The organism is Streptomyces collinus Tu 365 (genome assembly GCF_000444875.1).
Classification (GTDB): domain Bacteria; phylum Actinomycetota; class Actinomycetes; order Streptomycetales; family Streptomycetaceae; genus Streptomyces; species Streptomyces collinus_A.
The window spans coordinates 7,966,652-7,992,810 of the sequence record NC_021985.1; the positions used below are offsets into that span (position 1 = coordinate 7,966,652).

Below are 26,159 nucleotides of genomic sequence, written 5' to 3' on the forward strand. Positions count from 1 at the left end.
ATCTTCCGCCCGCTGTCCAGCAGGCCCGGGCCAGCGCATCGTAGCCACGTTCGGGCAGGTCGGACGGTGTGGCAATGAGCACCGGAGGCAGGTGCATCCGGAAGGCCGACACCCCGCGAACCACAGAGGTCAGCGCCGTCCCTGAGACAGGAGAACCCGTGGCCGGCACCGCTTTCGCAGCCCCCTCGGCGGCTCACGACCCCGCACGGCCGGGAAGAACGGGCCACGAGACCCGCGACCCCTTGGTGGCCGCCCGCACCGCGTTCTTCAACGGCTCCGGCTGGACCGCGCACCTCCACGGGCCGAGGCACGACAGACGTCTTCCGGACGCCCAGGGCGAACTGGCGAAACTACTGGAAGCCGAGTACGAGCTGCGGGCCGTCCCGCCCGGCGAGGGAGCCGGAGTGGACCGCCGGGACAAGGCCGTGGCGGGACTGCGTCGCGCCGCCCGGCTGGGCGTACCGCTGACGCCGGAGGCCCTGCTCGCCCACCGGGAGGGCGACCCCCGCCTCATGGCCGTGCTGACCGAGCTGTGGCCGGAGACCGTGCGCCGGCACGGCCCCCGGCACGCCGAGGAGGTACTGCGCGCCATGCTCGGCGAGCCCTGCGACGGACCGGTCGCAGGCCACCTGCTCGACCTCGCGGTGGGCGCCGGCCTGCATCCCCTCACCCCGGTCGAGAGCGCGTCGCTCGCGCGCACCACCACGCACCGGGCCGTACGCCACTCCGCCTGGCGGTACCTGCGTCAACTCCCCGGCGGCCCCGCCCATCTGCCCCATCCTTCCCGGGCCGGGGACGCCTACGAACGGCTCCTGCTGGCGCCCCCGGTACCCGCCTTCGGCCCGGAGAGGCGGGGGCCCGCGGGCCGGCTGGTCGCCCAGAGCATGCTGCTGGGCGGCCTGGACACCCCGGGGCAGGGGATGAGCGGTGGACTGGCGGTGCTGCTGGGCGGGCTCGGCGACCGGCTGGCCACGACCGACGGGATATCCGGCGTCATCACCGTCGTGACCGCCGGGCACGAGGACCTCGCCGCCGACGACCGGCTGGCCTACGAACGCGCCCCCGGGCACTGGGTCCTGCGGCTCCCCGTGGACGCCCCCTCGGCCCCGGCCCAGGTCGAGATGCACCGCCACCGCCCCGCACTCACCTGGTGGGCGGTCCGCCTGCTCGGCGCCATGCCACGGCCCCTGGACGTCCTGCACGTCAGATACGCCGACGACGGCAGCCTGGCCCTCGCCGACGCCGCCGAGCGCCTGGGCGCCGCGCTGGTCTTCACGGCCACGCCCGACCCGCACCGCGGACTCGCCGAACGCCATGCCGAGAGCGATCCCGCCGACCCCACGGCGGCGGACGGCCTCCGGCACGATCTGCACCGGGTCTTCCTGGCCGACCGGCTCGTCGAGCGCGCGGACACGGTCGTCGGTATCCCCGGACGCGGCGGCACCCGTGAACTCGTCCGCCACTTCCCCGGCCTCGCCCAGCTCAACGCAGGACGCGGACCCAGCGCCCCGCCCGAAGGCATCGCCCCCTACCAGCCCGCACCCGACGAGGACGACCGGCGGCGCGAGGCGCTGAAGCGGCTCTACCGGGACGGGACGCGCCCCGACGCCCTCGACCCCCGCGACCGCGAACTGCCCGCGCTGCTGTGCGTGGGCCGGCTGCACCCGGTCAAGCAGCAGGACCTCCTGGTCCGGTCCTGGCTGGCGACGGGCGCCCACCACACCACGACCCTCGTCCTCATCGGCGGCAGCCCCGGCGCCGGCACCGCCGCGGAGGACGACGTCCGCCGCCGCATCGACACCCTCCTCGCCCCGTACCCGCAGGCCGCGCGCCGCCTGGCGCTGCTGCCGGCCCTGCCGAACAACGAGGTACGCCGACTGCAGCGTGCCCTGGCACAGCGCACGGCCGACGCCCGCTGCTGGTACGTCTGCCCGAGCGCGAAGGAGGAGTTCGGGATAGCGGTCCTGGAGGCGATGGACGCCGGCCTTCCCGTCGCCGGTCCGCGCCGCGGGGGAGTCGCGCACTACCTCCGCGACCAGGTCAACGGGCTCCTGATGGACACATCCGGCCAGGCGGGCCTGATGCGGGGCCTACGGCGGGTCGCCGCCACCTCCGTCGACGACCGGCGCCGTTACGCGGCTGCGGGCAGGAAGCTGGTCGCCGAGCGGTTCTCCGTGACACGCATGGCCGACGAACTGGCCGCCGAGTACACCGCCCTGCACACCGACTGACCAGTGGGCGGGCCGGACGAGTACCTGTTCGGCAGCCTCACGATCTGCGGTACCGCCGTGGGACCCACCGACGCCGACCCCGTGGTGTGCGGGCTCGGCGAGGCGCAACAGCGGGACAGTGCCTGCAGGGACAGCATCGGCGAGCGGCGGGGTGTCGGGCATGTCGGTTCCTGAGCGTACGGGCCGCCCCACTGATCGCAGCGGCCTCGTGGTCTGTGATCGCGGTCGGGGCAGTGAGACTTCCCCCCCAGAGGTTTGCGCACGTCAGCCGCGCCCGGCTGGTAGGGCCGGTCGTCGCGCTTGACAATAGGCAGGTAAATACCTGCATAATGTCGAGCGTGAGCCTCGAAGCAATAGCGATGGACTCGGTGTTCAAGGCGCTGGCCGATCCCACTCGGCGACTCCTGCTCGACCGGTTGCGCGAGCACAACGGGCAGACGCTGCGCGAACTGTGTGAACGCCTCGACATGTCACGCCAGTCGGTGACACAGCATCTGGACGTCCTCGTGCGTACCGACCTCGTCACCGTCGTACGGCGCGGCCGGGAGCGGCTGCACTACCTGAACCCGACCCCGATCCACGAGATCGAGGAGCGCTGGATCTCCGGCTTCGACAAGCCCCGCCTGCAAGCGATCAGCGCCATCAAGCGCCAGGCAGAGGAGTACGCCATGACCGAAGCACCTGCACCAGTGCCGGACTATGTATATGTCACCTATATCCGCGCCCGTGCGGAGCAGGTGTGGCAAGCCCTGACCGATGCCGACCTGACGGCGCGCTACTGGGGTCACGCGAATGTCTCCGACTGGCAGCCGGGCTCGGCCTGGGAGCACCGGCGAGCCGACGGCTCGGGCAAGGTCGACGTGGTGGGCCGCGTCCTGGAAACCGAGCCCCCGACCCGGCTGGTCGTCACCTTCGACGACGCCCCCGATGCCGAATCGCCGAGAGAGCCGTCGGTCGTCACCTTCCTCGTCGAGCCGCATGAGGACATCGTCCGCCTCACCGTGACCCACGAGAGGCTCCCCAACCAGGAGATGCTGGGCGGCATCTCCGCCGGCTGGCCGGCCGTGCTGGCCAACCTCAAGTCGATGCTGGAGACGGGCGAGGTCCTGCCGCAGGCGCCCTGGGAGATGTCCCGCGCCCACACCTGAGCCGCGCCGCTTCGCCCGCGGTTCATTCCGTCTACGCCCGCACAGACAGGTGCCATACATGCTGGACACCGGCTCACTCCAGGACGCCTACCGAACGCTGCTTGACGCCGCCGCCACCGTGGCCAGCGCCGACGACCCCAACCCCGCCCCACCGGACGGCGAGTGGAACGCCGACGAGATCCTCGCGCACGTCTCTCTCGTCAGTGCCGCCACCATCGCCGCCATCGCAGGCATCGAAGCGGGGGCCAACACGACGTACGACAACCGGATCGCACTCGACGTCTGGACCATCCGGCGCACCATCGCGCACGCAGGCGGCAACGCCGGTCTCCGGGAGCGCATCCGTGGACAGGCAGCTGCGCTGTGCGCACTCGCCCGAAGCGCGGCGCTCAGCGACGCCGAGCTCGGCACCCTGGTGCCTGCCCGGCTCCTGTCCAACGACACCCTCCTGGTCGATCAGCCCATGCCACTGCGCGACATCGTCACTGGCCTGGCGAAGGCAGAACTGCCCGGCCACACGAAACAGCTCCTCGCCCTCCTCCCCGAGCGAGCCATGAACGAGGCCACGCGCTGACCACGGCACATGACCACACCGGTGGAGACGGACGTGGCCGCGGACCCACGTCCAGCCGGCGCACCGCATGCTCCGGCGACCTTCGTGCCGCTCCGGTCTCGGCGGCAGGTCGAAGCGCCTGCCGACCCGGTCGCCGGTGAGCACCTCTGCCGATGAGCACCTCTGAGGGAGCTGAAGGATCCGTTCGACGGTTGGCCCGGGACGGGTACCCGCCCCCCAGCTCACCCATCCGGACGGCTCGCGGAATAGCCCGGACAGGCCCTGGGTTGACGCCGACCAGACGTATGCGTGTGCATCGACTCGAAAGGCAGGGCCTGTCGTGAAGATTGGCATCATCGGCGCGGGCAACATCGGCGGCAACCTCACCCGGCGGCTGACCGCCCTCGGTCACGACGTCTCCGTGGCGAACTCCCGTGGCCCGCAGACCCTCACCGAACTGGCCGAGGAGACCGGAGCGACGCCGGTACCGGTGGAGGAGGCGGCGCGTGACGCGGAGATCGTCGTCGTCACCGTCCCCCTGAAGGCCGTCCCGAACCTGCCCTCCGGCCTGCTCGACGGGGCCGCCGAAGGCGTCGTGGTGATCGACACCGGCAACTACTACCCACAGCAGCGCGACGGGAAGATCGCCGGGATCGAGGACGAGGGCCTGACCGAGAGCCGCTGGACCGAGCGGCAGATCGGGCACCCCGTCATCAAGGCCTTCAACGGCACCTTCGCCATCGACATCCTGGAACGTGCGCGCCCGGCGGGCGCCCCCGACCGGCAGGCCCTGCCGGTGGCCGGCGACGACGAGGCGGCCAAGCGGAAGGTCAGGGCGCTGATCGACGAGCTCGGCTTCGACACCGTGGACGCCGGCGGGCTCGACGACTCCTGGCGCCAGCAGCCGGGCACCCCTGTGTACGGCCTGCGCGAGGGCGTCGACGGAGTGACGAAGGCGCTGGCCGCGGCGAGCCCCGAGCGTACGGCGGAGTGGCGGGCCTGACGCGATCGGCTCGGGCGATCTCCAGCGGCCGGTGCGGCCTCTCCGGCAACTTGATCCCGACCGGACCCCCGGGCCGCACCCCGCCTCCGCGCAGGAGGACATCCAGCGAGCCCCGCCCGGTGCCAAACCGCACTGTTCCGCGCCCCGCCCGACGCTTGTCGGCCAGGCCGATGGCGAGCCGGACCATGCCGCGGTCGGTGCGGTGCGGCTGCCCTACGCCCCTGGCGTCAAGCGAAGGCGTTGCGCAGGTAGGCGGGCAGTGGCGGGCAGACGGCTGGGTCTGCTTTCCGGTCATGGTCGATGAGTTGGTCGGCGGGCATGACGATGTGGTTGCCGTGGTCGGTGCGGACGACGGCGCGGAACGCTTCGCCGCGGCTGTCCCGGCTGGCGAGGTAGGCGGCCAGGGCGGCCCGGCCCAGCTCGGCGGGTCCGCAGGCGGTGGCGGCAGCTGAGGCCGTCGGCCGGTTCGAGTGGGACCGTGGACGCCCGGGTCCTAACGCAGCGCGGCGGCGACCAGGCCGTCGAGAGCCTCGCGCGGTACTTCGCCGCCGTTCACCAGTCGGTCGAAAACCAGTCCGTCGATGCAGGTCAGCAGAGTGTGAGTGCGGTTCTCGACGTCTGTGACGCCGTGCGTGGTGAGGAACATCCGGACGGCCTCGCGGCCGGCGTTCTCGCGGGGCACGAGTATCGCTCGCAGCTCAGGGTCGCGCACGCTCTCGACGGCGCAGGCATGGCGGGCGAGCGAGCGGCGGCGGCCCTCGCCGGTGAGTCGCTGCCGGGTGAGCAGCACCATGCCGTCCACCAGTTCCTCGACGGTGCGCAGGGGTGGAAGCTCTTCGGCCATCGTTTGAAGTTCTGCCTGGTCGAGATGGACCAGGCGGGTTACGAGTCCGGTCAGCAGCGCGGCACGGGTGCGGAAGTAGGCCGAGGTGGTGCCGGGCGGCATGGCGGACTTCCGATCGACCGCGCGGTGGGTCAGGCCGCGTATCCCTTCGTCGACGAGCACGTCGAGAGCCGCGTCCGCCAGAAGAGTGCGCCGATCCGAAGCCATGGCCCCTTTCTACACCCGTAGAGACTCGGGATAGGGTGCGCTTCTACAGATGTAGAAGATGGGGGCTCCGGCATGGGGAACACGGCAGTGGTGCTCGGAGGGGGCGTCGGCGGGCTGGCCGCCGCGATCGGTCTGTTTCGCATCGGATGGGACGTGACGGTCATCGAGCGTGCGTCCATGCTCGATGACGCGGGGGCAGGCATTTCACTGGCCGCCAACGGCCTGCGGGCACTGGACGAACTGGGGGTCGGCGACGCGGTTCGGGAGGCATCGCGAGGCCAGTACAGCGGCGGCACCCGGACGCCCCGGGGCGGCTGGCTGGCCCGGATGGACGGCTCGACGCTGGAGAAGGCGGTGGGCGCACCGATCATGGGCATCCCCCGCTCCGACCTGCACCGACTGCTCCGCGACTGCCTGCCCGCCGAATCACTGGTGACCGGCTCGGAGGCGGCCGGGGTCGAGCAGACCGGCCCTGAGACGGTTCAAGTCGACTGCCGCACCACGGTCCTGAACGCCGGTCTGGTGGTCGCGGCCGACGGCATCGGCAGCAAAACTCGCAGCCGTCTTTTCCCACACCATCCCGGCCCGGTCTACAGCGGCTCGACGGTACTGCGTGCCATCACCGAGCGCGCGGTCGATCTGCGGACCGACTTCGAGCTGACCTGGGGCCGCGGCGCGGAATTCGGGCACATCGCCTTCCGGGACAGGCGGGCCGAGTGGCACGCCGTCCTCAGCCACCCCGCCGGCACGCGGTTCGCCGACCCGCTGGCCGAACTGCGCCGACGGTTCCACACCTGGCACGACCCGATCCCCGCCATGCTCGACGCGACCCGGCCCGAGGCCGTGCTGTATCACGACGTGAACGAACTGCGTACGCCGCTCACCTCATACGCGGTCGGTCGGATCGCGCTGCTCGGTGACGCGGCCCATGCGATGACCCCCAACCTCGGACAGGGGGCCTGTCAGGCACTGGAGGACGCGGTAACCCTCGCCGCCGCCCTCGCCACCGAGTCCACCGTCGACGCCGCGCTCGCTCGCTACGACGCCGAGCGTCGGCCCCGCAGCCAGGCCGTCGCACGGGCTGCCCGGCAAGCCGGCAGAATGGGCCAACAGCTCTCCCACCCACTGGCCGTCCCCCTGCGGAACACGGCGATGCGACTGACTCCATCCCGGGTCGCCACACGTATGATCCTGCGTCATCACGCCTGGGTTCCGCCGTCGCTGAGCTGATCCGGTTCGTGCCCGCCACCTCACGACCCGAACGGCGCCGTCGCCACCCTGGGGGCCTGCGAGTTCCCGGTCGAGTGGCACTCGCCGGCGTGATGTACGCGCTGCGAACCGGTGTCGTCCGGCGCGATGTTCCGACGGAGTCCGTGGGTTGCTCCGGTGTGACGGCCTGGCGCCGCTGCGGGACTGGACCGAGGCCGGCGTCTGGCCGCGCCTGCACGCCCCGTTGCTGACCTGCATCGACGGACTGGTTTTTCGACCGACTGGTGAACGGCGGTGAGTACCGCGCGAGGCTCTCGACGGCTTCGTCGCCGCCGCGCTGCGTTAGGTGCCCCCTGCTTGGAGGCGAGCCCCGACGCGATGTTCTTCAGAGGCATGCTCGGGCCGATCCGCGGGTCTCGGTCGGCACGCGCAGATCATGCTTCTTGCCTTCGTCTGGGCCTAGGAAAGCGCCCACGCTATTAGGCCGTTCGGCCCGGGCCCTGCGCGCGGTGCTGCCTGCGTGACTGCACCCAACACGGACCCTTTCATTGCCCTTTACGTTGCTTGCCCTATGGCAAGGGAGTGGCTGATTCTGGCCCGTATGTGGGGTGGTTCCGTGGGAATGGAAAGAATCTTTGTGCGATTCCTGTGACAACTTGTGTGGGCCCGGTGGCTGTTGGAGCTGTCGGGGTCTGTCTCTCCATGGGGGAAAGTCATGCGCACACGTGCCTTGGGCACGTCTCTTCGGCATGCGCGGAGGAGATCAGGAGCGGCTGCCGCCGTGGCGGTGGTGACGGCGGCGGCGCTCGCGGCGGCGGTCCTGCCCGCCACGACGGCGACAGCGGCCGACGGCAAACCCGTATCGGCGTGGGGCAAGGGCAGCCCCGACTTCAGGATGCCGGCGGTGAAGGTCGGTGCGAACCGGCCGGTGAAGTCGAAGCCGTCGAAGAACCCGACCGCGTACGCGCCGTGGAGGCGTGAGCAGCGGGCGCACGCCAAGGCCGCAGCCTCCGGGAAGGAGGCCGCGTCCTCGGGTGTCGCGGCGAAGGCGTCGCTGATGAGCCTCGTCCCGGAGGGCCAGGGCAACGTGCCCTGGCACCGCTACACCAGCTTCGCGATCACGGACACTCTGAAGGCGAAGGTCGACTACTCGACCGGCAACCTGATGCTGACGGCGACGGACTTCGACATCGCCGGCGTGGGGCAGCGCCTGATGCTGGCGCGGACGTACAACTCGCTCGATGCCCCCTACGGGCGCGTCTCGCAGCGCTGGTGGCAGCAGTACGAGCGCTACCTGTCCATCTCCAGCAGCGAGGTGATCCTCTACGACGCCTCCGGCGCCACCGTCCGCTTCACCAAGAACAGCGACGGCTCCTTCACCACCCCCAAGGGGTACTCGGAGGACCTGAAGAAGAACGCGGACGGCACCTACACGCTGACGAAGTGGAAGTCGGGCTCGAAGGAGACCTACAACGCCAACGGCTGCCTGAGCAAGGTCACCGACCGCAACCACGGCAGCATCACCGTCGCCCAGCACGACGAAACCGGCGAGAACAAGGGCTTCAAACTCACCGAGACCCGCTCGGGCCGCTGGATTGACCTCGTCAAGACCTACCCCTCGCAGTGGCAGGCCAAGGACAACACCGGCCGCACCGCCGTCTACAGCCTCGACCCGAGCGGCAACCTGGCCACCACCACCGACACCGAGGGCAAGACCGTCACCTTCGGCTACGACGGCTCCGGCCGCGTCGCCAAGATCACCACCGCCGAAGGCCGGGTCACCGTCTTCACCTACGACGACGTCAACCGCGTCACCTCGATGCTGCGCGCCACCGGCTTCAACGCCTCCGGGAGCACGGGCCCGACCTGGACGTACACCTACAGCTCCACGTCGGCGACCGCGGCCGGCACGACCACGGCCAAGGACCCGGAGCTGCACGCCACGAAGTACGACCACGACGGCGACGGCCAGGTCACCGACGTGACGGACGCGCTGCAGCATCACCGCTCGACGAAGTTCGACGCCAACCACAACATCGACACGGCCACCGACGCGATGGGCGCGGGCACCACCCCGGGCAACGTCACCGACTACGGATTCAACTCCCGCAACAACCTAGAGACCGTCTCGATGCCCACCGGCGGCAAGACGGTCAACTCCTGGCAGACCATCGCCGGCGGCGACGTACCGAAGGACTCCACCAACGCCGACGGCGAGAAGACGAGCTTCACCTACGACACGGTCGGCAACACCACCTCGGTCGCCCAGACCGGCACCGGCGGCGGCAGCGTCTCCTACGACTACAACCCCGCCACCCCGACCTGCGGCGGCTTCGAGGGCCAGCGCTGCGCGCAGAAGACGAAGATGACGTCGACGAAGACGGTGCAGACCGACTTCCATTACGACGCCAAGGGCAACCTGGAGTGGGCCAAGCCGCCGGCACCGCTGGACAAGACGACGTACACCTACGACGACCTGGGCCGCACGGCGTCGGCCACGGACGCGCGCGGGGTGACCTTCACGTACACGTACGACAACATGGACCGCATCCGCACCGTCTCCGCACCGAACTCGGTGAAGGTCGAGTACTGGTACGACGGCGACGGCAACCTGGTCCAGCGCTCGGACGGCACGGGGACGGTGAAGTACGAGTTCGACCCGCTGCAGCGCGAGACGGTCCGTCACCTCCAGGACGGCTCCCAGACGCTGCTGGCCTACACCCCGGCGGGCAACGTGGACTACTACCAGGACCCCGCGGGGAAGGTCGACTACACCTGGAACGAGGTCAACAAGCTCAAGGAGCTGAAGGACCCGCAGGGTGCGGTGACGACGTACGATTACAACAACGACGACGTCCGCACCACGACCACCTACCCCGGCGGCACGGTGCAGAAGGTCGACGTCGACGCCTCCAGCCGCCCCAAGAACATCAAGGTGACCTCCGACCAGGGCACCCTGGTCGACCTCGGCTACACCTACGGCTACGGCACGAACGCCGCCACCGACGGCAACAAGATCCGCACCAGCACGGACAACGTCACCGGGCTGAAGCGCACCTACTCCTACGACGGCGCGGGCCGCTTCTCCTACGCCAAGGAGGAGAAGAACGGCACGATCGCCGACTCCTGGCAGTACTGCTACGACCTGGCCGGCAACCTCACCTCCCAGGGCGCCGACCAGGGCTGCCCGCGCGGCACCACCTACACCTACAACGACGCCCAGGAACTCACCGCCAAGTCCAGCACCAGCGGAAGCTGGTCCTACGACGCCATCGGCAACGAGACCGCAGGCGCCTCCACCGACGACTACACCCGCACCGGCGAGACCTGGACCGACCACTCCCAGATGTCGTCGATCACGGTCAACAACAAGACCTACGACGGCCAGTACGGCTCCACCGACCAGAGCGAGCGTATCCGCCTCGGTGACACCTACTTCCACAACGGCCCCCTCGGCCTGTCCGCCAAGACGACCGCCGGCGTGGACATGGGCTTCAACCGCGAGCCCGGGGGCACCTTGAACTCCATGACGACCGGGGGCAAGGCGTACTACTACCTCACCGACGCGATCGGCTCGGTGATCGGTCTGGTGGACGTGGACGGCAACAAGGTCGACACCTACACGTACAGCCCCCGCGGTGTTCGTCTGCTCGCCCAGTCGACGGAACCGGTGGCCCAGCCCTACCGCTTCGCCGGCAACTACCAGGACCCCACCGGCCTGTACCACCTCAAGGCCCGCTACTACGACGCCAACGTCAGCCGCTTCACCCAGTCCGACCCCTCCGGCCAGGAACAGAACCCCTACCTCTACGCCGAGGGCGACCCCGTCAACCGCATCGACCCCAACGGGTTGCTGTCGCTCGACGTGGGGGGCGAGGCTTGCTACTGGGTGTGCATAGGCGCTGGCGCAAGCATCAACGAGGACGGCGGCGTCCACCCGTACCTGTCCGTAGGACTTGGCACCCCCGGAGTAAGTGGTGACCTGGGTCTGGCCTCAGGCTCAGCGGGGCCGGGATGGACCGGCGAAGTGGCGTGCGGGCTAGGTCCTGCGGACCTGTCTGTCGCTACGGATGGGTCGGAAGGTGTCGGCACGGGTGGAAGTACCGGCAAGTGTTCAGGAACGGTCAAGTACACCTTCTAAGGAAAACGAGGCATACGCCCATGCAGAGCCTTCTTCAACTGGCCAATGGTAGGCCCGCTGGACCTTCCTGGTCCCCGTACCTGATGGTTGGCCTCTTCGTCATCGCTGCGATAGTGATGATCGGTCTCTATGCCAGAAGTCGGCGACGCAGCAAGTAGAGGAGTTCTTCTGTGGGCGCTCTCTGTGGGCGCCCACAGTCTTGACCAGTAAGGACAGTCATGCATGTTCTTGTGGGTGTGCTGGTTACCGCGTTCGGGGTGGCTATCGCAGTGTTCGGACCCACCTTCTCCAAAGCTGTCGGAAGCAGAGCCAGTGGGCGTTTCGATCAAAGCAATGCTGTGGCCTTTCGTGCGATCGGTGTCATGCTCGCGCTCGTGGGGCTGCTCTATGTCATCGGAGTCGTCGGCTGACTGAGCTCTTTCAGTGTGACCACTGATCGGGTGGCCGGCCGGTGTCCCGCAACGCACGAGGCTCCTGTGCCGGTGAGAGAGGTGTTCGCCGTCTCAACTCAGCAGTGCGGGAGCCTCGTTGATTCCCTGTCCTACGCCTACTTACGAGTTGGTGCGCGATAGCGGGCGGGTCGTGTTTGGCCTGCTCGCGGCCTGTTTCAGACGGTGACGGTGCGGTCGGAGACGAGGCCGGCGACGGCTCAGTACGTGTCAGGCAGCGGTCAGATGCGTCGCTTGACCTGATGGCTCCGCGCGACGCCGGACGCCTGCTCGGCGAGGGTGGAACCGTCCCGTCCCATCTGACGTGCAGGTATATGGATCGCCTGAGATACGGGAACGCGTGGGAGGTTGGGGGAGCGGTGTCGACCGAGGACGACGTCGAGCAGTTCGCGGCGCTGCTGCGCCGGCTGAAGGACCGCACGGACCGGAGCTACGGCTCACTGGCCCGCCGTCTCGGCATGAACACCTCCACGCTGCACCGCTACTGCGCGGGACAGGCGGTCCCGCAGGACTACGTCCCGGTGGAGCGGTTGGCTGCCTTCTGCGGAGCAACACCGGAGGAACGCCTCGATCTGCACCGCCTGTGGCTGCTCGCGGTGATGGCACGACAGAGGCCGAGGGCGGGGGAGGAGGCAGCGGAGCAGACAAAGACCGAGGGGGCACCGGGGCCGACAGGGGACGGGCGGGCTTCGGGTCCGGACAGCCGGACAGCGGCGCGTGCGGGTGGCAGCACGCGCAGTCTGGGTGGCGGCGCCGACGGCATCGCCGCTCCCGAGGCTTCCGGACCGGGCAGTTGCGAGTCGACGGCCCAGTGCGATGCGGTCCGCTCAACTGGACGGCCCTGGTACCGCCGTCGTCGTACCGTCGCCGGCACAGCCACGGCCACCGTACTGCTGGTGACGCTGGGCAGTATGTCGGCGCTGTCGGCCGACCGGTCTCACGACAACTCCGCCAAGGCCCCCGGTCAGTCCCGCACGACAGGAACCGGCACGTCACACCACCCGCAGGCCACTGCGGTCAGCCCCTCCCGCAGCCGTTCTCCGGAGTCGCCCTCCGCAGGAGTACGGGCTTCAGGGAGCCCCGAGTCGAAGGACCGATCGTCGGCTGGGACGAAGAGCGACGCCCCCGTGCCAACCGGTGTACCGCTCGCGTGGACCGCCGACTCGCAGATCTGGGACGGCGGTTGCGGGCACGACTACGTCATCGGCAAGGAGCCGGCCCAGGTGCCCCCGCCGCCGGTAGAACAGGACGCCGGAGTGTGGGCAGCGACGCAGCAGGCGGTACCTGGGCGGCAGACGATGGTGCAGATCTCGGTACAGGGGAAGTCGTCCACGACCGTGGTCCTCGCTGCCCTCCGGGTACGTATCGTCAGCCGCGGCACCCCGGTCACGGGCAACGCGTACGCCATGGGCCAGGGCTGCGGCAGTGATCTGCCGCCCCGGAACTTCTCCGTGAACCTGGACGTCGACCGCCCGATCGCCCATGCGCGCCCCGGCAACGACAGCGGAAACTCCGTCCCCGCGGTTCAGTTCCCCTACCGCGTCTCCGCCGAGGACCCGGAGGTGCTGCAGGTCACCGCGACGACCGAGGCATACGACTGCGCCTGGTACCTGGAACTGGACTGGTCCTCGCAGGGCCGCACCGGCACGGTCCGCATCGACGACCACGGCCACCCCTTCCGCACCAGCAGCATCAAGGGCCTGCCCCACTACTGGTACGGCACGAACGACCACGGTGTGCGTCAGTGGGTACCCACCGACGCTTGAGGGAACCTGGGAGCTGCTCGGGCCAACCAGCCTAGAGTGGGCTGCATGGACATGCGGAGAATCGTCGCGATGCTGGCCGAGGAAGCCGAGCAGCAGATCCGTGACCGGGTGTGGGAGCTGGCTCCGAGCGACCGGGCTCTTGCGCTTGAGACCGAGGCCGGGCTGCGGAAGGTTGTCGGGCCGTCGGACGTCCAGGAGGCATTGCCGCAGATCGACCGGCTGGAACACCTGCGGGAAACGCTCGCCGTCCTGGCGATCTCTCTCGCTCGCACCCACGGCCGCATGGCCTGGTTCCTCTCCGGTGCCCTCAACGCGCTCGAACCGGTCCTGCGCTGGCGGGCCATGACTGCCGAGAGTGGTGGCACGTTCGGCACTGTTCTGGCGAGTGCAGAGGAGTACACGGAGGCGGAGGAGGCCGTCCGCCTACTCCAGGACGGCCTTGAGCGGATAGCTGCGAAGTGAGACGGGGAAGCCAAGTCATGATGGCCACACGGAGGACGTACAACACGCAGGTGACGCTTCAGGTCGACGCTCGGAGCCATCTCCGACATGGCTGATCCCTCTTCTCGTGGCTGGCTTCGCTCCCCGGTCTCGGCAGGACGTCAGACAGCAGCGTCGTGACTTCCAAATAGCAGTCGCTATGGATGTCATAACGGCAGGAAGGGGGCTGCAGCGCGTGATGGCACCCTGCGCTTCTGCTTAGTTGATGCGTAGATCGCCTCTTGGCCGGCTGCCTTCAGGAACCACTCGCACCCAAGCACGAGCGAGTGGGTTCACCTTTTCCCGTACACGCTCGGTCGTGGGAGACGCCCGCCTCTCCGACGGCGGAGCGAGCAGCCTCAGCCGTTGAAGAAGCCGCCCAGGGCGGCGGAGAGGGGGCCGGGGGCTTCCTCGGCCACATGATGGCCGGCGTCGATGCCGTGGCCTCGGACGTCGTCGGCCCAGTCGCGCCAGATGGTACGCGGGTCGCCGTACAGGTCCTCGAGATCGTCTCGCAAGGACCACAGGACCAGGACGGGGCAGTCTATCCGCGTCCCTCGGGCGCGGTCCGCCTCCTCGTGTTGGCGGTCCACGGTGAGCCCGGCGCGGTAGTCCTCCAGCATGGCGCGGACGACGTCTGGATTGCGGGTGGCGGTTCGCCACTCGTCGTGATTCTCCTGCCCCATGGCTTCGGGGTCTCCGCGGTACCAGGCGTCGGGATCAGCGTTGATGACGCGTTCGGGGATCTCTGGCTGTGCGAAGAAGAACCAGTGCCACCATGCGGTGGCGAACCGGGCATCCGCACGGGTCAGGTGCTCGCTCAGGGGCAGGCCGTCCAGGAACGCCACCCGGGTCACCGCGGACGGGTGGTCCAGCACCAGGCGGAGCGCCACGGCAGCCCCTCGGTCGTGACCGACGAGACCGAAGCGCTGATGCCCGAGCGTTTGCATGACCTCGACCATGTCCTTGGCAACGGCGCGCTTGGCGTGCGGAACGTGATCCAGAGTGGGCGCCGGACCGCGGGAGCGTCCGTACCCACGCAGGTCGGGGCAGACGACGCTGAAACCGCGCCGCACCAGGACGGGCGCGACCCGGTGCCATGTCGCCGACGTACGCGGGTGGCCATGCAACAACAGAAGAGGCGGGCCCTCGCCCCCGTATCGAACGAAAATGGATGCCTCACTGGTGCGCACCGTCCTGGTGGAAAACTCCTCGAACACGCAACGCCCCTCCTGCTCCGAGACCCGGCCCGCGCTACCCCACCGATCCACCTTCCCAAGATGAGCCCCGACACTCCGCTACGGGTCGCTCAGTCGCCAACGAGCTTGCTCAAACGCCAAGTATCGCGTCCAGAGGGTCGGCAAAGGCGGCACAGGCGGCGTTGTCGGCAGGGGCTTGAAAGCGCGGCGGTGACCGTGATGACGGCGAGCGGAAACATGACCAGGCGGAGTTGAAGAAGCCGGCCGGCGAGGCCGTTGCCCGTGCGGCGCCCGGCCGCTGATCGAGCAGGAACTGGCCAGGGCCGAGGACGCCCTGCATGTCGCCCTCACCCTCTACGCACTGCACCAGCAGTCCCGCCGCACCGGCATGTACCAGGCCGACCGGCCGGACCGCCGCCGCGGCCTGGGCGCCGCGGTGCGCCGGATGATGAAACCCGGCGAGATCGCACCCCCCATCCACAAACGCCTGGGCCGCGCCGGCACCGCCGCCGACCTGACCACCTGCGCCCAGCGGCTGCGCGACATCGTCGTCCTGCTGCGCCTCGAAGACATCGAACTCGACCACGCGTTGCCCGCCGGACAGCTCTACACCGGGCAGCGGCCCGGCGGCGCGGACACCGTCCGCAGGGAACGGGGCCGCTCCTTCCACACCTGGCACGACAAGCCCACCGGCCGCCCTGCCGCTGCCGCCGACCGCGCCACCACGGACACCACCGCCACCACGTACACCGACAAGGACGCCTCGTGAACCGCATCTTCCTCGACGTGTACGCCCTGCAGACCGCCTCGCTCACGGGTGAGACCGCCCTGCGGCTCGCGGACGAGACGGTGAAGGCAGCCGGCTTGAAGACCGAGGTGCCCAAGCGCAAGGCGAGCGCCGCCAAGGACGGTGAGCCGGAGCCGGCGCCCCAGGCCAAGAACCTGGTGTGCGTGAGCCCCCGGGGGCCGTGCAGTCTCCGGGGGCTCGCCGACTAGTGGCCATGCTCCTCGTAGAGGCGGTCGGCCATGAGTGCATGGGCCAGGGTTCCGCCCGCGCGGACCGCGGCGGTGACGAAGGCGGTCTCGGCCAGTTCCTCGGCGGTCACCCCGTGTCGGCGGGCGGCGGCGGTGTGCACGTCGAGGCAGTACGCGCACTGGGTCACCAACGCCACCGCCACGGAGATCAGCTCGCGGTAGCGCCGCGGGACCGCACCGTCCTCCCGGTCGACGGCGTCCTGGAAGGCGCGCCAGGCCGCGAACTCCACCGGGGCATTGGCGCCGACCGAACGAGCGCGCTTGAGATCGTCGGGGTCCGTGTACACGGCGGGCTCCTTGAGTGGTTGGGGTGGATCCGTTGGTGGATCCACCCCACCGCGACGGGGGCGGCCGCGTCCAAGACCGATTTCGCAGGGACGGGTTCGAACTCGGTATCGTGGCCGGTCATGGACCTGCGGGCACTACGCTGCTTCGTCGCCGTGGCCGAGGAGGGCCACTTCGGCCGGGCCGCGGCGCGCCTGCATCTGGCACAGCCGCCGCTGAGCCGCCGGATCCGGGAGCTTGAGGCAGACCTCGGGTGCCGGCTGTTCGAGCGGATCCCGACCGGCGCCCGACTCACCCCGGCCGGCGAGGTGCTACTCGCGGAGGCGCGGGACCTGCTGGAGCGCGCCGAGCGCGCCCGTGAACGGGTCCGGGGCGCCGAGTCCGAGCGGGTTCTGGTCCTCGGTACGGTCGCGGGCGCCGGGTTGGACGTCGGCGCGGCGGCGCTGTCCGCGCTGCGGCGGGAGCGGCCGGGGTTGCGGGTGAGGCTGCGCGAGGCGCCGATCACCGATCCGAGCGCGGGCCTGCGCGAGGCCCGGGTGGACCTGGCGCTGACCCGCCTGCCCTTCGACACCTCTGGCCTGACGGTCCGCCTGCTCGGCGAGGAGCCGCTCGTGGCCGCTCTGCCGGCGGACGACACTCTGGCGGGCCGCCCGCGGCTGCACGTCGCCGAACTCGCCGGTCGGCCGCGCTTCCGGCTGCCGCCGGGTACGGACGCACGGTGGCGTGCGTACTGGCTCGGCGCCCCGGACGACGTGCCGGGTCCGGTGGTGTCCTCCCTTGAGGAATGCCTGCACGCCGTCCTCTGGGAGGGCACGGTCGGCCTGCTCCCGGCCGGCGCGGCACTGCGGCACGCCCGCCCCGGCATCGCCTTCGTCCCGGTCGACGGCCACGCACCGAGCCGCATCGTCACCGCCCGCCGCGCCACCACGCCCGACCCCCGGGCCGAGGCTCTCGCGCAGGCCCTCACCGCAGCCTTCGCCCGCCGCCCGCCCGCCGACCTCGCGCAGTAGGCGGCTTCCTGCAGCGGCCCGGCGGCATCCCACCAGAGCCCGTCCGATGGGTCGGGGAAGAGACGACCTAGCCCGTCCTGCTGACGGCGCCACGGCCTTGGTCGCCAGGCCCGCCCTGCCCGGTCGCCGGGCCGGCCGTGCGCCCGACTGTCGCGCTGCCGCGTCGCGTCCTGGCCGCCGCCGGGCGGCCGTCACGATCCCGCGGGGTAGAGCAGCGGCCGGGCGGGGCGCGGGTGAGCGGCTGCCGGCAGGCTTGTCGCCGCCGTCCGCGGCCGCCGTTCTGCCCGTCTGTCGTCGGGCCGTGGGCGCGGGTTCGCCGGGCCGTTCCGGCGCGTCGGGCCCCGTCCTGCCGGGCCGTCGCACCAGCTCACTGTGCTGCACCAGGGGCATCAGCGGGGTGGCACCATGCGGCCTCTCGGGAGGCCGGCCACGTCGTTCACCAGCGCAAGGACCGGAACGGGCGAACTGCCAGGTCGCGGTCAGCGTCCACGCGGCCACCGACACGGCATCGTGCCCGTTGGAGTGGGAGTTGTTCCTGCCCGAGGAATGGACACATGACAACGGTCGGCGCCGGCGGGCCGGCATTCCCGAGGAGGTCGGGCATGTGTCCAAGACCCGTCTTGCGCTGGGACTGCTGGACCGCCTGGCCGGACAGGGCCTGAGCGTGCCGGTGATCGTGGCCGATGCCGGCTATGGCCGCAGCGTCTCCTTCCGGCTCGCGCTGGAGGAACGCGGCTGGTCCTACGTCGTGGCCGTCGACCCGAAAGAGATCGCTCGGCCTGCCGACGCGGAGCCGTATCAACCCGCCTATGGCGGGCTGGGCCCACCGACTCTGCCCCGATACCGCGAGGTGCCCCGGCCGCTGCCGGGCCTCGTTGCAGAGGCCGCGGTGTTCGAGGAAGTCACGTGGCGGCAGGGCAGTAAAGGGCACGATGACTTCGCACTTCGCCGTTCTGCAGGTCAGGCCGTCGGGCAAGGAGGCCTGCCGCACCGCCCAGGAACAGGCCGGTGGCCGCAGCCGGTGGGACGGTGTGCTGCCGCTGCGGACCCTGCTGGTCGAACAGCCTGAAGAAGCCGAAGAGCCGACCGGCTACTGGATGACCAACTTCCCCGCCACCACGGCCATCACCGATCTGGTGCGGTGGGCGAAGATGCGCTGGCGGATCGAGCACGACTACCGCGAACTCAAGCACGGCCTGGGCCTGGACCACTTCGAAGGACGCACCTGGCGCGGCTGGCACCACCACGTCACCCCTCGTCACCGCCGCCCAGGCCTTCCTCACCCTCCGGCGACTCGACCCAAAAGCCCAGACGCCGGCCTCACCCTCTACCAGGTCCTCGACGTCATTCAGGACCTGCTGAGGTGCTGGACCGGCACCTGCACCACCTGCGGCCGCCCCCTACCGACCAGCAGACGAAGAACCTAACGAAGCACTACTAGACCGTGTGCGGCGGATCATGTGGCCGTGATGGCACCAAGTTAGTTCTCACGGGCCGCACTGCGCCCGGTTGCGAGGCGTTTCTGCCCCTCGGGCACGGGCAGGACCGCGAGTGCGGTGTCTGCAACGTTCCGCAGCGTCTCCGGATCCAGGCCGGCCTTGCCTACCGCCTCGATACCGCGGACCACCGTCAGCAGCAGTGCCGCCAGCCGCTCCGGATCCGCGGCGCTGTCGATGTCGCCGTGGCGCTGGGCGGCGCTGATCTCCGTTCGCAGCAGGGTCAGCAGTGCCGTCATGGTCTCGGCCGACCGTGCGGCGACCGTCGGATCCTGCTGGGCCAGTTCCGCCGCGCCCTTGGCCAACAGGCACCCGCGGCGCTCGCTGTCGGAGGCGGTGTTCTCCGCCATGAGGTGCACGTATTCCGACAGTCGGGCCAAGGCCTCTGCATCCGGGCCGCCTGCCAGACGCCCTTCGGCCACCTCGACGACTGCGGTGCACCAGTCGCCAAATACACGGTGGAACAGCTTGGCCTTGTCGCCGAACGCGCCGTACAGGCTGCCCTTGCCCAGGCCGGTCGCCTGGGCGATGTCGTCCATCCGGGTTCCTGCGTAGCCGGTCGCCCAGAACTGTTCCCGGGCCCGCTCCAGGACTTGGCGTTCGTCGAAGGCGCGTGGTCTCGGCATGGCCTCAGTCTATTCGTTCTTGACTCGATCGTCCATTACTGGCTACGTTATGGACGATCCATTCCATAACTGAAGGGGTTCGCCATGTCAGGCGTGCTGCAGGAAAAGGTGGCCGTGATCACCGGAGGGACCAGCGGGATCGGGCTGGCCATCGCCCACCGTTTCGTCCGGGAGGGCGCACGGGTCTTCGTGACCGGCCGGGACATCGACCGCCTCGAGGCGGCAGTCAAGGAGTTGGGCCCTGCGGCCACCGGCGTACGATCCGACGTCTCGAACCTGGCCGACCTGGACGCGCTCTACGCGCGAGTCCGCGAGCAGGCCGGACGCATCGACGTGCTGGTGGCCAACGCGGGAATCGTCGCGGACGCCGCGCTCGGCGCCCACACCGAGGCGAACGTCGACCTGACCCTCGCCGTCAACGTCAAGGGCCCACTGTTCACCGTTCAGAAGGCACTCCCGCTGCTGGCGGAGAACGCCTCCATCGTGGTCGTCGGCTCGAGCAACAGCGTGCGGCCCAATGAGCAACTCGAGGTCTACAGCGCCTCGAAGGCGGCGGTGAGCAACCTCGTGCACAACTGGGCCCGGCAGTCACGGGAGCGGCGATTCCGGGTCAACGTGCTCAGCCCGGGACCCACGCGGACCCCTGGCCTGCTGGGCGCCGCAGGGCCGGCCGCCGACCAGTTCGCCGAGGCCACCGTGCCACTGGGGAGGCTGGCCGACGCCGAGGAAATCGCCGAGGCCGCCCTCTTCCTGGCTTCGGACGCCTCGTCGTTCGTCACCGGCGCCGAACTCTTCGCCGACGGCGGCTACACCCGGGCCTGATCGACGGCCGGTGGTGCGCATCCGGTTCCCTACCTGCGATGGGTGCACTCCGGGCCGCGCGTGTGCGTCGTACGAGGCCCAGTGCGCCCGAAGCAATCTTGTCGAGGAGAGTGGCCGGCACGCGGACATCGTAGGGAGCTGCTTGACGGGGCGAAGGGGTGGCTTCTCTGAACCACGCATCCTGATGGACGGTAAGACGGTCGCTGTGGCCGTGTTACTGGTCCTTGAGCGTGCCCCGGCACACGCGGATGAGATCCGTCAGCGCCGTCGACAGCTCATCCAGCCGGCGTGTGCTGGTCGACTCGGTTGACTCGGTCATGGCTTTCCACGCGGTTTGGTGGACGATCTGCACCCGTGAGGCGACTTCCCCCGGCTCGACGAGCCGAATGCGCACCACCTTCAGGGCGACTGTGGCCATGAGCTGCTCGAACCGTGCTTTGAGCAGCGCTGCCTCGGCCATGTTGCCGTGCGTGGCCTGATGGGCAAGCTGCCTGGCCTCCTCCACGGCAAGCATGAAGTCCTCAAGTCGCTCAGCGCGCTCTCGCTGTTCGCTCTGCCGACTCTCTCGCCGCCACTTGGCACGCTCTCCGAACAGTGTCAGACCAGTGCCCAGAGCAACCCCGAAAAGAGCTGTCCCTCCCGTGATCGCCGCCGACCAGACTGCAACATCCATTCGAGCAGCTGCCAGGCGCCACGCACCCCCGTCCGAGCATGCTTCAAAACGAAGCACCGGGGCCCACGGCCTGGCAGCTGCGCGCTCCCTCTGCGCGCCGTACACACGTCAACGCGCCCCCTCACCCGTCTGGCTGGCGGATCCAAAGCGCCCGTAACGTCCTGGTCCTTCTGTCGAGGAGAGGGGAAGCGAACAATGCGCTCACATCTGGTAGGTGGCCTCGTTGCGGCGGGAGCCGCCCTGTGCGGTCTGGCCGCCTCACCCGCGTCGGCGTGGACTGGTAGTTACGTCTCTTCGAACTCCGGCTACGCCTACGTCCGCGGGGCGGCCACGACCAACTCCGCGATCATCGGCAAGGCGCCCAACGGCCGCATGGTCGACATGATGTGCTACAAGGACGGTCAGTGGGCCCAGGGCAACTACTGGACCAACCGCTGGTACTACTCCACCGTGCAGTCCAACGGAACTAACAACTGGATCGGCTTTGTCCACGCGTCTCTCGTTGCCAAGCCGACTCGGGTGCCGCCCTGCTGACCTCCTGTCCCGATCGCGCTGCCACACGCCGCTCGGCGCCTGACACCGCAACGAGACCTCAGGAGCAATTGGGCACGGCGCTGACGCTCACGTTGTGCAGCAGCTCCGCCTATACGGCGGTTGCCCCCTTGTCGCTGTCCAGGTGAAACCAGGGGTGGTGTAGGGCGGTGGCGTGGGACCGCTACATGGGTCCCACGCTGTTGCCCAAACTGCGACCGTTTGTGATCTTGCAGGTCACGGTGATTGGCGTGTTCTCCGTGAGCGGGTCTCGGCGCCTCCAGCCCACGGGCTGCCGTAGACGTAGGCCGACTCGCACTCGGGACCGGTGCTGGTACAGCCGCCGCCCTGATCGTCGGTGTACCGGATCACGGCGGCGAAGGAGCCGCGCCTTTGTGGGTGGTGGTCGAAGTCCTACCACAGGAGTCGCTGGCTCCGTTCTCGTCCTGTCCGCCACCTGCCGTAGTGCCGGACGTGCCGTCTGAGCACCGGCTGAAGTACCGGAGCTACCGGTTGAATCCCCGGAGGCTGGAGACCGCTCATGCGTACCTTGTCCCGTCGTGCCCTCCTCCCCGCACCCGCCGCCGTGCTGATGTTCACCCTCGCCGCCTGTGGCGGTGGTTTCGACGACAGCTCCGGCAGTTCGAAGTCGGACACCCAGCAGGCCGTCCAGGGCGCGTGAGGTGCCGGTGCGGCGGGAGAGGCCAGTCGTCAATCTCACTCCGTTTAGAGATGCCGGCGCAGCGCATCGAGGAGAGTGTTCATGGTCGCGCGAGCGGCAGTACGGCGGTAGGGGTGGCGCGACCAGATGGTCGGCAGCACCACCCCCACGAAAATCATGACCGTGCAGAGAAGGACGAGTAGGCCGACGGGGCCGAGGGTGTCGAGGAGGTCGTGCAGCGTCATCGTGTGCTCCGTTCGTTAGCCGGTGACAGGAGCACCTTCTGGCGCCTGGGCGACCGCTGGCGGAAGTCGGGTCGAATCGGGATACCGGCCTCATTGCCGCGGACCGCGGCCTAGGCTGGGCCCCAGAACGCGGGGCGTCCCGGGACATTGTGGGACGCCGGGGGGAGGGGCGTTGCAGCGGGCAGACAAGGCACGGAAGCAGTTCGCCGCGTGGCTGCGGGAGGTGCACAGGGCGGCGGGCCAGCCAAGTGCAGCGAAGCTGGCCCGGACGATCTCCCGGCACGCGGCGGTCGGCGGCCCAGTCCCCAGCAAGTCGAGCGTCCACCGGCTTCTTCAAGGTGAGTTCGTCAGGCCCCCGGACTTGGACACCGTGATGGCGCTCCTCGACGCGTGCGAGCGTTGCGCCACGGCCTCCGATCCGTTCAGCAAGGCCCTGGTCGAGAGAAAGCTGTGGCGCCACCGGCACCAGCGGCTCGTCACGATCCTCGAAGTGGCCAGTAATGACGGCCGGGACCACGATCCGAGCGACCCCGCCGAGGACGAGCAAACCGCCACCGACCGAACGCGGAAGCGCGCTGGGAACCTCCTCACACAGCCGTGGCGCGCCCCCGCCCTCGAACATCCAGGCCAAGACACGCCCGCCCTTTCACTGCTCGCCAAGTTCGAGATAGTGCCGTATCTGTTTCCCGAGGTCACTGCGGAGTTCGCCGCCTGGTGTGACGGCCCTGAGCCCTTGGCAGTTCGCTATGTCGAGGCACCTGGCGGCGCCGGCAAGACCCGCTACGCCATCACTGTGTGCAAGGCTCAGACCGAGAATGGCTGGACGGCCGGGTTCGTGAACATGGAGGACCGGCGGGTCGACACCGCACTAGGCGACCGGCTTCTTGTGGTGGACGACTTCGGAGGAACACAGCCAGAGGTGCTGGCACGCCGACTGCAGGATATGACGTGCTCGACGTCGGAGCGGGTGCGGCTGCTCCTGCTCGCCCGCCTCGCCCAATACCCCGAAAAGGCGCTGCGGGACCTGCGTGAGTGCTTTGGTGAACGAGCCAGCGACGCCGTGTGGAACGCCCTGGAGCAGGCGCAGACGATCGCCCTCCCGGAATTGACCGATGCGCAACGCCGGCAACTGTTCGCCGACGGAGTAGCCGCGTTCAGTCGCGGGCGGAGGCCCGACCCGCCAGTGAGGGAAGTCAAGGACCCGGGCGCTCTGCCGTTGGAAGTGCTGTGCGCGGCGGTGGACGCGGTCTGGACCGGGCCGGACCCACGACACGGCACGGGAGACCTGCTTGAGCGGGTGCTCAACCACGAGACCGAGGTGTGGCGCAGCAACGCGAGTGGAGCCCTGAGCGCACACATCCCGCTGCTTCGCCGGTGCGTGGCCATGGTGACGCTTACCGCAGGCGCAGCCAATGAAGACGAAGCCGAAGCCATACTCGCCCAGTTTCCCGTCCTGGCCGGCGATGCCGTCTTACGAGATCAGGTGGACCAGTGGCTGCGCGGCCGGTACTGGCGTCAAGGGTCCACCGGCGACAGCGTGTACACCCCGCTACGCCCCGACCCCGTCGGCGAACGGTTGGTCTTGCAAGTCTGCCGCGACGAGGAACCGAAACTGCTGGGCAGGGTGCTGGACCTGCCCTCCGACGACCACGTCACGCGGGCCCTCGGGCTCCTTACGCGGCTGGCGGCCGACGAGGACGTCGCCAAGACGGTGACCAACGCCCTCACCCAAGACGCTGCCAGCCGGTACCTCGCGCTGCTCAAACGCGGCGAACAGCAACTGGACGACATTCTGGCGAGGCAGGACCGCGGGCAGCCCTTCGACGGCGTCACCCTCCTCGACGAACTGCGTCGCGTCGGGGACCTCCTGCTCGCCGAGCGAGACGACTTGAGCGAGGCACGGAACCGCCTCGCTCGGCAGCTTGCCCGCTTCCGGATCCGTAAAATCGACGCCGAACTGAGCTTCGGCACCATCTATCTCTACTACGACGACTTCACCCCGGTGATCCGCCGCATTCAAGCTCTGCGCCGCGCCCTGGACCACGGCGACACCTTCGCCGACCTGTCATCGCTTCAATACGTCCGCGAGCTCCTCGACAGGCTTGCCAGCGATCTCTGCCATCACCGCGAGTACTTCCCCGAGCGTCCTGCGGGGGGACTTTTCCGCGCACTGAGCAAACCGAGAGGCCCGGACCTCCCTCACGACAAGATCTACTTCCGCTACCAGGTGAAGCAGCTGCGAAGGGCACTCGACCAGCTGTTCCGCACGGAATCCGCCACACCCGGCGAGCACCCAGCCATGGTCGCACGCGAGTCGGCGCCGTCGCTGGCAGCGGTGCGGATGTCAACAGGGGTGGCCTGGTTGCTTCCCCTCGAGTACCGGCCGCGGGTGCTGCAGATGCAGCACTCCAAGCTCCATGACTTGGCGGATACGGGATTCCCCGCCCATGCTCAGCTGTACTACGTGGCCTGTTGGTTGATCCGAGCAATTGCCGGGCAACTGGTCTGGCGGCTGCCTCCGCAACCACTCGACGACCGAGCACTTGCTGACGTGATGGGTCTGAACCGCAATATCGTCGCGAAGTACCGCGGAGCACTTCCGAGATCCGCACTGGCTGAAACGCAGCCCTGCCCGTCCTGCACAAGGGATGACAGGAGCTCCGCTGAATCTGGCAACCGGGGGGAGTAATCGTCGATTCCTCTAGATCACCGCAGGGAGCCTCGTGGCCCGCAGCCGTTGGTCGATCACTGCGAAGTCTTCGTTGGTGAGGCTGCGGCCGGAGGCGGCCGAGATCTCCTTGGAGGAGTTCGAGTAGCTGTGGACTGAAGGACGGCGGGTTCGCACGGCGGGTTCTCGGCGATTCAGCCTGACCTGGTGGGTTGGGGTCCGTCACGAAGCATTCGCAAAGAGGACGTCGGCCCGGCGTCGGCGAGACAGAGCAGCGCCTGGTGTGGTGCTTGCCCTGAGCTGCCGGGGCGCCCAGGGCCGCGAACGCGGAGAGGACGGGCGTCTCTGCGAACGCGTCGCCGCTGCGGGTCATCGATGCCCTGAACGCGTCGAGGGCGCTCTGACGATCTCCCAGGGGCCGGTGTCGTCCATGCGGCCGGTCTCTAGTCCACTCGTCGGAACAGTCCGGGAACTGGCCGAGACGCTGACCGCTATGGGGGCCCAGCCCGGTGCTGGAGTGGGACGGCCGGAACCTTCCCGGGCGGGGCTTCGGACTGGGTCAGGCTGCGGCGTGCGTTGTCGAACAAGATCATGCCACCGCCTTTGTAGCGTGCCATGGGCCGGTCAACGGCATGCGTGCGCTTCCCGTACGCGTGCCGTACGGGAAGCGCACGAGCCGGGCATTCATCCCAGTCTGGCCGCCGCTCCTGTGCTTGTACCAGGGCCGGGCCTCCTGCGGACGCCGTTCGGCGGGAGAGGCATGCGCGGTGGCAGACCGGCGGGCCCGCTCGGCGGCCCTGACACGTGCGGCGGCATCGGCATCCGCCTCCAGATGGACTCGGGCCGCCGCCGTGACGTCGCTTGATGAGGCGTAGCG

23 protein-coding genes and 2 pseudogenes are annotated in these 26,159 nt (G+C 69.3%); 19 read left to right on the plus strand and 6 right to left on the minus strand.

Translation table 11 applies throughout. The annotated features are described in order from the left end of the window. The first annotated feature begins 158 nt into the window (after window positions 1–158). The 5 genes from B446_RS34140 (at window position 159) to B446_RS39510 (ending at window position 5,387) form a co-directional block, all read left to right on the plus strand. Window positions 159–2,231: a glycosyltransferase family 4 protein gene (locus B446_RS34140; RefSeq protein ID WP_148305712.1), complete on the plus strand. Its 2,073-nt coding sequence runs from the start codon at window positions 159–161 to the stop codon at window positions 2,229–2,231. Between the two features lie 359 nt (window positions 2,232–2,590). Further along, window positions 2,591–3,379: an ArsR/SmtB family transcription factor gene (locus tag B446_RS34145; protein ID WP_020937571.1), complete on the plus strand. Its 789-nt coding sequence runs from the start codon at window positions 2,591–2,593 to the stop codon at window positions 3,377–3,379. A gap of 58 nt (window positions 3,380–3,437) precedes the next feature. Beyond that, window positions 3,438–3,953, plus strand: coding sequence for a hypothetical protein (locus B446_RS34150; RefSeq protein ID WP_020937570.1), 516 nt, complete (start codon window positions 3,438–3,440; stop codon window positions 3,951–3,953). A 319-nt stretch (window positions 3,954–4,272) separates the two neighbouring features. Continuing rightward, entirely contained in the window at window positions 4,273–4,935 is a 663-nt protein-coding gene (locus B446_RS34155; protein WP_020937569.1) for an NADPH-dependent F420 reductase, read from the plus strand. A 293-nt stretch (window positions 4,936–5,228) separates the two neighbouring features. Further along, a complete protein-coding gene (locus B446_RS39510; protein ID WP_162473329.1) occupies window positions 5,229–5,387 on the plus strand; it encodes a hypothetical protein in 159 nt (52 codons plus the stop codon). A 41-nt stretch (window positions 5,388–5,428) separates the two neighbouring features. Here B446_RS39510 and B446_RS34165 read toward each other — a convergent pair whose 3' ends face one another. Then, window positions 5,429–5,986, minus strand: a complete 558-nt coding sequence (locus B446_RS34165; protein ID WP_020937567.1) for a TetR/AcrR family transcriptional regulator — start codon at window positions 5,984–5,986, stop codon at window positions 5,429–5,431. Window positions 5,987–6,058: 72 nt separating this feature from the next. Here B446_RS34165 and B446_RS34170 point away from each other — a divergent pair, with 72 nt between their 5' ends. The 6 genes and pseudogenes from B446_RS34170 to B446_RS34185 all read left to right on the plus strand — a co-directional run bounded on the left by B446_RS34170 (window position 6,059) and on the right by B446_RS34185 (window position 14,013). Next, window positions 6,059–7,216 carry an FAD-dependent monooxygenase gene (locus B446_RS34170; RefSeq protein ID WP_043474473.1) on the plus strand — a complete coding sequence of 386 codons (1,158 nt, stop codon included), beginning with the start codon at window positions 6,059–6,061 and terminating at the stop codon, window positions 7,214–7,216. 32 nt (window positions 7,217–7,248) lie between these two features. Beyond that, window positions 7,249–7,445 (plus strand): annotated as a pseudogene (locus B446_RS39925) (transposase); the annotation flags it as partial. A 537-nt stretch (window positions 7,446–7,982) separates the two neighbouring features. Next, window positions 7,983–11,336 carry an RHS repeat-associated core domain-containing protein gene (locus B446_RS34175; protein ID WP_237751132.1) on the plus strand — a complete coding sequence of 1,118 codons (3,354 nt, stop codon included), beginning with the start codon at window positions 7,983–7,985 and terminating at the stop codon, window positions 11,334–11,336. Window positions 11,337–11,554: 218 nt separating this feature from the next. Beyond that, window positions 11,555–11,746, plus strand: coding sequence for a hypothetical protein (locus tag B446_RS39060; protein WP_148305711.1), 192 nt, complete (start codon window positions 11,555–11,557; stop codon window positions 11,744–11,746). A gap of 353 nt (window positions 11,747–12,099) precedes the next feature. Then, window positions 12,100–13,551 (plus strand): transcriptional regulator, encoded by a 1,452-nt coding sequence (locus B446_RS34180; protein WP_052352098.1) that lies wholly within the window; start codon window positions 12,100–12,102, stop codon window positions 13,549–13,551. A 45-nt stretch (window positions 13,552–13,596) separates the two neighbouring features. After that, window positions 13,597–14,013 carry a hypothetical protein gene (locus B446_RS34185; RefSeq protein ID WP_020937563.1) on the plus strand — a complete coding sequence of 139 codons (417 nt, stop codon included), beginning with the start codon at window positions 13,597–13,599 and terminating at the stop codon, window positions 14,011–14,013. 377 nt (window positions 14,014–14,390) lie between these two features. Here the strand turns inward: B446_RS34185 and B446_RS34190 are convergent, their stop codons facing one another. Next, window positions 14,391–15,251 carry an alpha/beta fold hydrolase gene (locus B446_RS34190; RefSeq protein ID WP_020937562.1) on the minus strand — a complete coding sequence of 287 codons (861 nt, stop codon included), beginning with the start codon at window positions 15,249–15,251 and terminating at the stop codon, window positions 14,391–14,393. A 292-nt stretch (window positions 15,252–15,543) separates the two neighbouring features. On the opposite strand from B446_RS34190, the gene casB reads away from it, so the two are divergent. Continuing rightward, a complete protein-coding gene (gene casB, locus B446_RS34195) occupies window positions 15,544–15,999 on the plus strand; it encodes a type I-E CRISPR-associated protein Cse2/CasB (RefSeq protein WP_272945904.1) in 456 nt (151 codons plus the stop codon). Next, a complete protein-coding gene (locus tag B446_RS34200; protein WP_020937560.1) occupies window positions 15,996–16,226 on the plus strand; it encodes a hypothetical protein in 231 nt (76 codons plus the stop codon). Before casB ends, B446_RS34200 begins: the two co-directional genes overlap by 4 nt. Here the strand turns inward: B446_RS34200 and B446_RS34205 are convergent. Then, the gene (locus B446_RS34205; protein ID WP_020937559.1) at window positions 16,223–16,552 is read right to left on the minus strand and encodes a carboxymuconolactone decarboxylase family protein; all 330 of its coding nucleotides are present in this window, start codon (window positions 16,550–16,552) and stop codon (window positions 16,223–16,225) included. The genes B446_RS34200 and B446_RS34205 overlap by 4 nt on opposite strands. 120 nt (window positions 16,553–16,672) lie before the next feature. Here B446_RS34205 and B446_RS34210 point away from each other — a divergent pair, with 120 nt between their 5' ends. After that, window positions 16,673–17,560: a LysR family transcriptional regulator gene (locus tag B446_RS34210; RefSeq protein ID WP_020937558.1), complete on the plus strand. Its 888-nt coding sequence runs from the start codon at window positions 16,673–16,675 to the stop codon at window positions 17,558–17,560. A gap of 376 nt (window positions 17,561–17,936) precedes the next feature. After that, window positions 17,937–18,922 (plus strand): annotated as a pseudogene (locus B446_RS34215) (IS701 family transposase); the annotation flags it as partial. A 118-nt stretch (window positions 18,923–19,040) separates the two neighbouring features. Here the strand turns inward: B446_RS34215 and B446_RS34220 are convergent. Then, a complete protein-coding gene (locus tag B446_RS34220) occupies window positions 19,041–19,682 on the minus strand; it encodes a TetR/AcrR family transcriptional regulator (RefSeq protein WP_043474470.1) in 642 nt (213 codons plus the stop codon). Window positions 19,683–19,766: 84 nt separating this feature from the next. On the opposite strand from B446_RS34220, the gene B446_RS34225 reads away from it, so the two are divergent. Further along, window positions 19,767–20,504, plus strand: a complete 738-nt coding sequence (locus tag B446_RS34225; RefSeq protein WP_020943809.1) for an SDR family NAD(P)-dependent oxidoreductase — start codon at window positions 19,767–19,769, stop codon at window positions 20,502–20,504. A gap of 214 nt (window positions 20,505–20,718) precedes the next feature. Here the strand turns inward: B446_RS34225 and B446_RS34230 are convergent, their stop codons facing one another. Further along, window positions 20,719–21,018 carry a hypothetical protein gene (locus B446_RS34230; protein WP_020937555.1) on the minus strand — a complete coding sequence of 100 codons (300 nt, stop codon included), beginning with the start codon at window positions 21,016–21,018 and terminating at the stop codon, window positions 20,719–20,721. A gap of 354 nt (window positions 21,019–21,372) precedes the next feature. On the opposite strand from B446_RS34230, the gene B446_RS34235 reads away from it, so the two are divergent. Beyond that, on the plus strand, window positions 21,373–21,711 hold the full coding sequence (locus tag B446_RS34235; RefSeq protein ID WP_020937554.1) for a hypothetical protein: 339 nt from the start codon (window positions 21,373–21,375) through the stop codon (window positions 21,709–21,711). Window positions 21,712–22,249: 538 nt separating this feature from the next. Beyond that, entirely contained in the window at window positions 22,250–22,390 is a 141-nt protein-coding gene (locus B446_RS39370; RefSeq protein ID WP_158506729.1) for a hypothetical protein, read from the plus strand. A gap of 44 nt (window positions 22,391–22,434) precedes the next feature. Here B446_RS39370 and B446_RS34240 read toward each other — a convergent pair whose 3' ends face one another. Further along, on the minus strand, window positions 22,435–22,614 hold the full coding sequence (locus tag B446_RS34240) for a hypothetical protein (RefSeq protein ID WP_043474467.1): 180 nt from the start codon (window positions 22,612–22,614) through the stop codon (window positions 22,435–22,437). A 172-nt stretch (window positions 22,615–22,786) separates the two neighbouring features. On the opposite strand from B446_RS34240, the gene B446_RS34245 reads away from it, so the two are divergent. Next, window positions 22,787–25,303: a hypothetical protein gene (locus B446_RS34245; protein ID WP_020937553.1), complete on the plus strand. Its 2,517-nt coding sequence runs from the start codon at window positions 22,787–22,789 to the stop codon at window positions 25,301–25,303. Window positions 25,304–26,159 lie beyond the last annotated feature (856 nt).

What these genes read in the sequence shown, in the direction of transcription:
- B446_RS34235 (WP_020937554.1), top strand. Translation starts at nt 21,373, where the DNA reads ATGCGCTCACATCTGGTAGGTGGCCTCGTTGCGGCGGGAGCCGCCCTG.
- B446_RS34240 (WP_043474467.1), bottom strand. Translation starts at nt 22,614, where the DNA reads ATGACGCTGCACGACCTCCTCGACACCCTCGGCCCCGTCGGCCTACTC.
- B446_RS39370 (WP_158506729.1), top strand. Translation starts at nt 22,250, where the DNA reads ATGCGTACCTTGTCCCGTCGTGCCCTCCTCCCCGCACCCGCCGCCGTG.
- B446_RS34180 (WP_052352098.1), top strand. Translation starts at nt 12,100, where the DNA reads ATGGATCGCCTGAGATACGGGAACGCGTGGGAGGTTGGGGGAGCGGTG.
- B446_RS34210 (WP_020937558.1), top strand. Translation starts at nt 16,673, where the DNA reads ATGGACCTGCGGGCACTACGCTGCTTCGTCGCCGTGGCCGAGGAGGGC.
- B446_RS34230 (WP_020937555.1), bottom strand. Translation starts at nt 21,018, where the DNA reads ATGCTTGCCGTGGAGGAGGCCAGGCAGCTTGCCCATCAGGCCACGCAC.
- B446_RS34225 (WP_020943809.1), top strand. Translation starts at nt 19,767, where the DNA reads ATGTCAGGCGTGCTGCAGGAAAAGGTGGCCGTGATCACCGGAGGGACC.
- B446_RS34220 (WP_043474470.1), bottom strand. Translation starts at nt 19,682, where the DNA reads ATGCCGAGACCACGCGCCTTCGACGAACGCCAAGTCCTGGAGCGGGCC.
- B446_RS34145 (WP_020937571.1), top strand. Translation starts at nt 2,591, where the DNA reads ATGGACTCGGTGTTCAAGGCGCTGGCCGATCCCACTCGGCGACTCCTG.
- B446_RS39060 (WP_148305711.1), top strand. Translation starts at nt 11,555, where the DNA reads ATGCATGTTCTTGTGGGTGTGCTGGTTACCGCGTTCGGGGTGGCTATC.
- B446_RS34150 (WP_020937570.1), top strand. Translation starts at nt 3,438, where the DNA reads ATGCTGGACACCGGCTCACTCCAGGACGCCTACCGAACGCTGCTTGAC.
- B446_RS34185 (WP_020937563.1), top strand. Translation starts at nt 13,597, where the DNA reads ATGGACATGCGGAGAATCGTCGCGATGCTGGCCGAGGAAGCCGAGCAG.
- B446_RS34165 (WP_020937567.1), bottom strand. Translation starts at nt 5,986, where the DNA reads ATGGCTTCGGATCGGCGCACTCTTCTGGCGGACGCGGCTCTCGACGTG.
- B446_RS34170 (WP_043474473.1), top strand. Translation starts at nt 6,059, where the DNA reads ATGGGGAACACGGCAGTGGTGCTCGGAGGGGGCGTCGGCGGGCTGGCC.
- B446_RS39510 (WP_162473329.1), top strand. Translation starts at nt 5,229, where the DNA reads ATGGTCGATGAGTTGGTCGGCGGGCATGACGATGTGGTTGCCGTGGTC.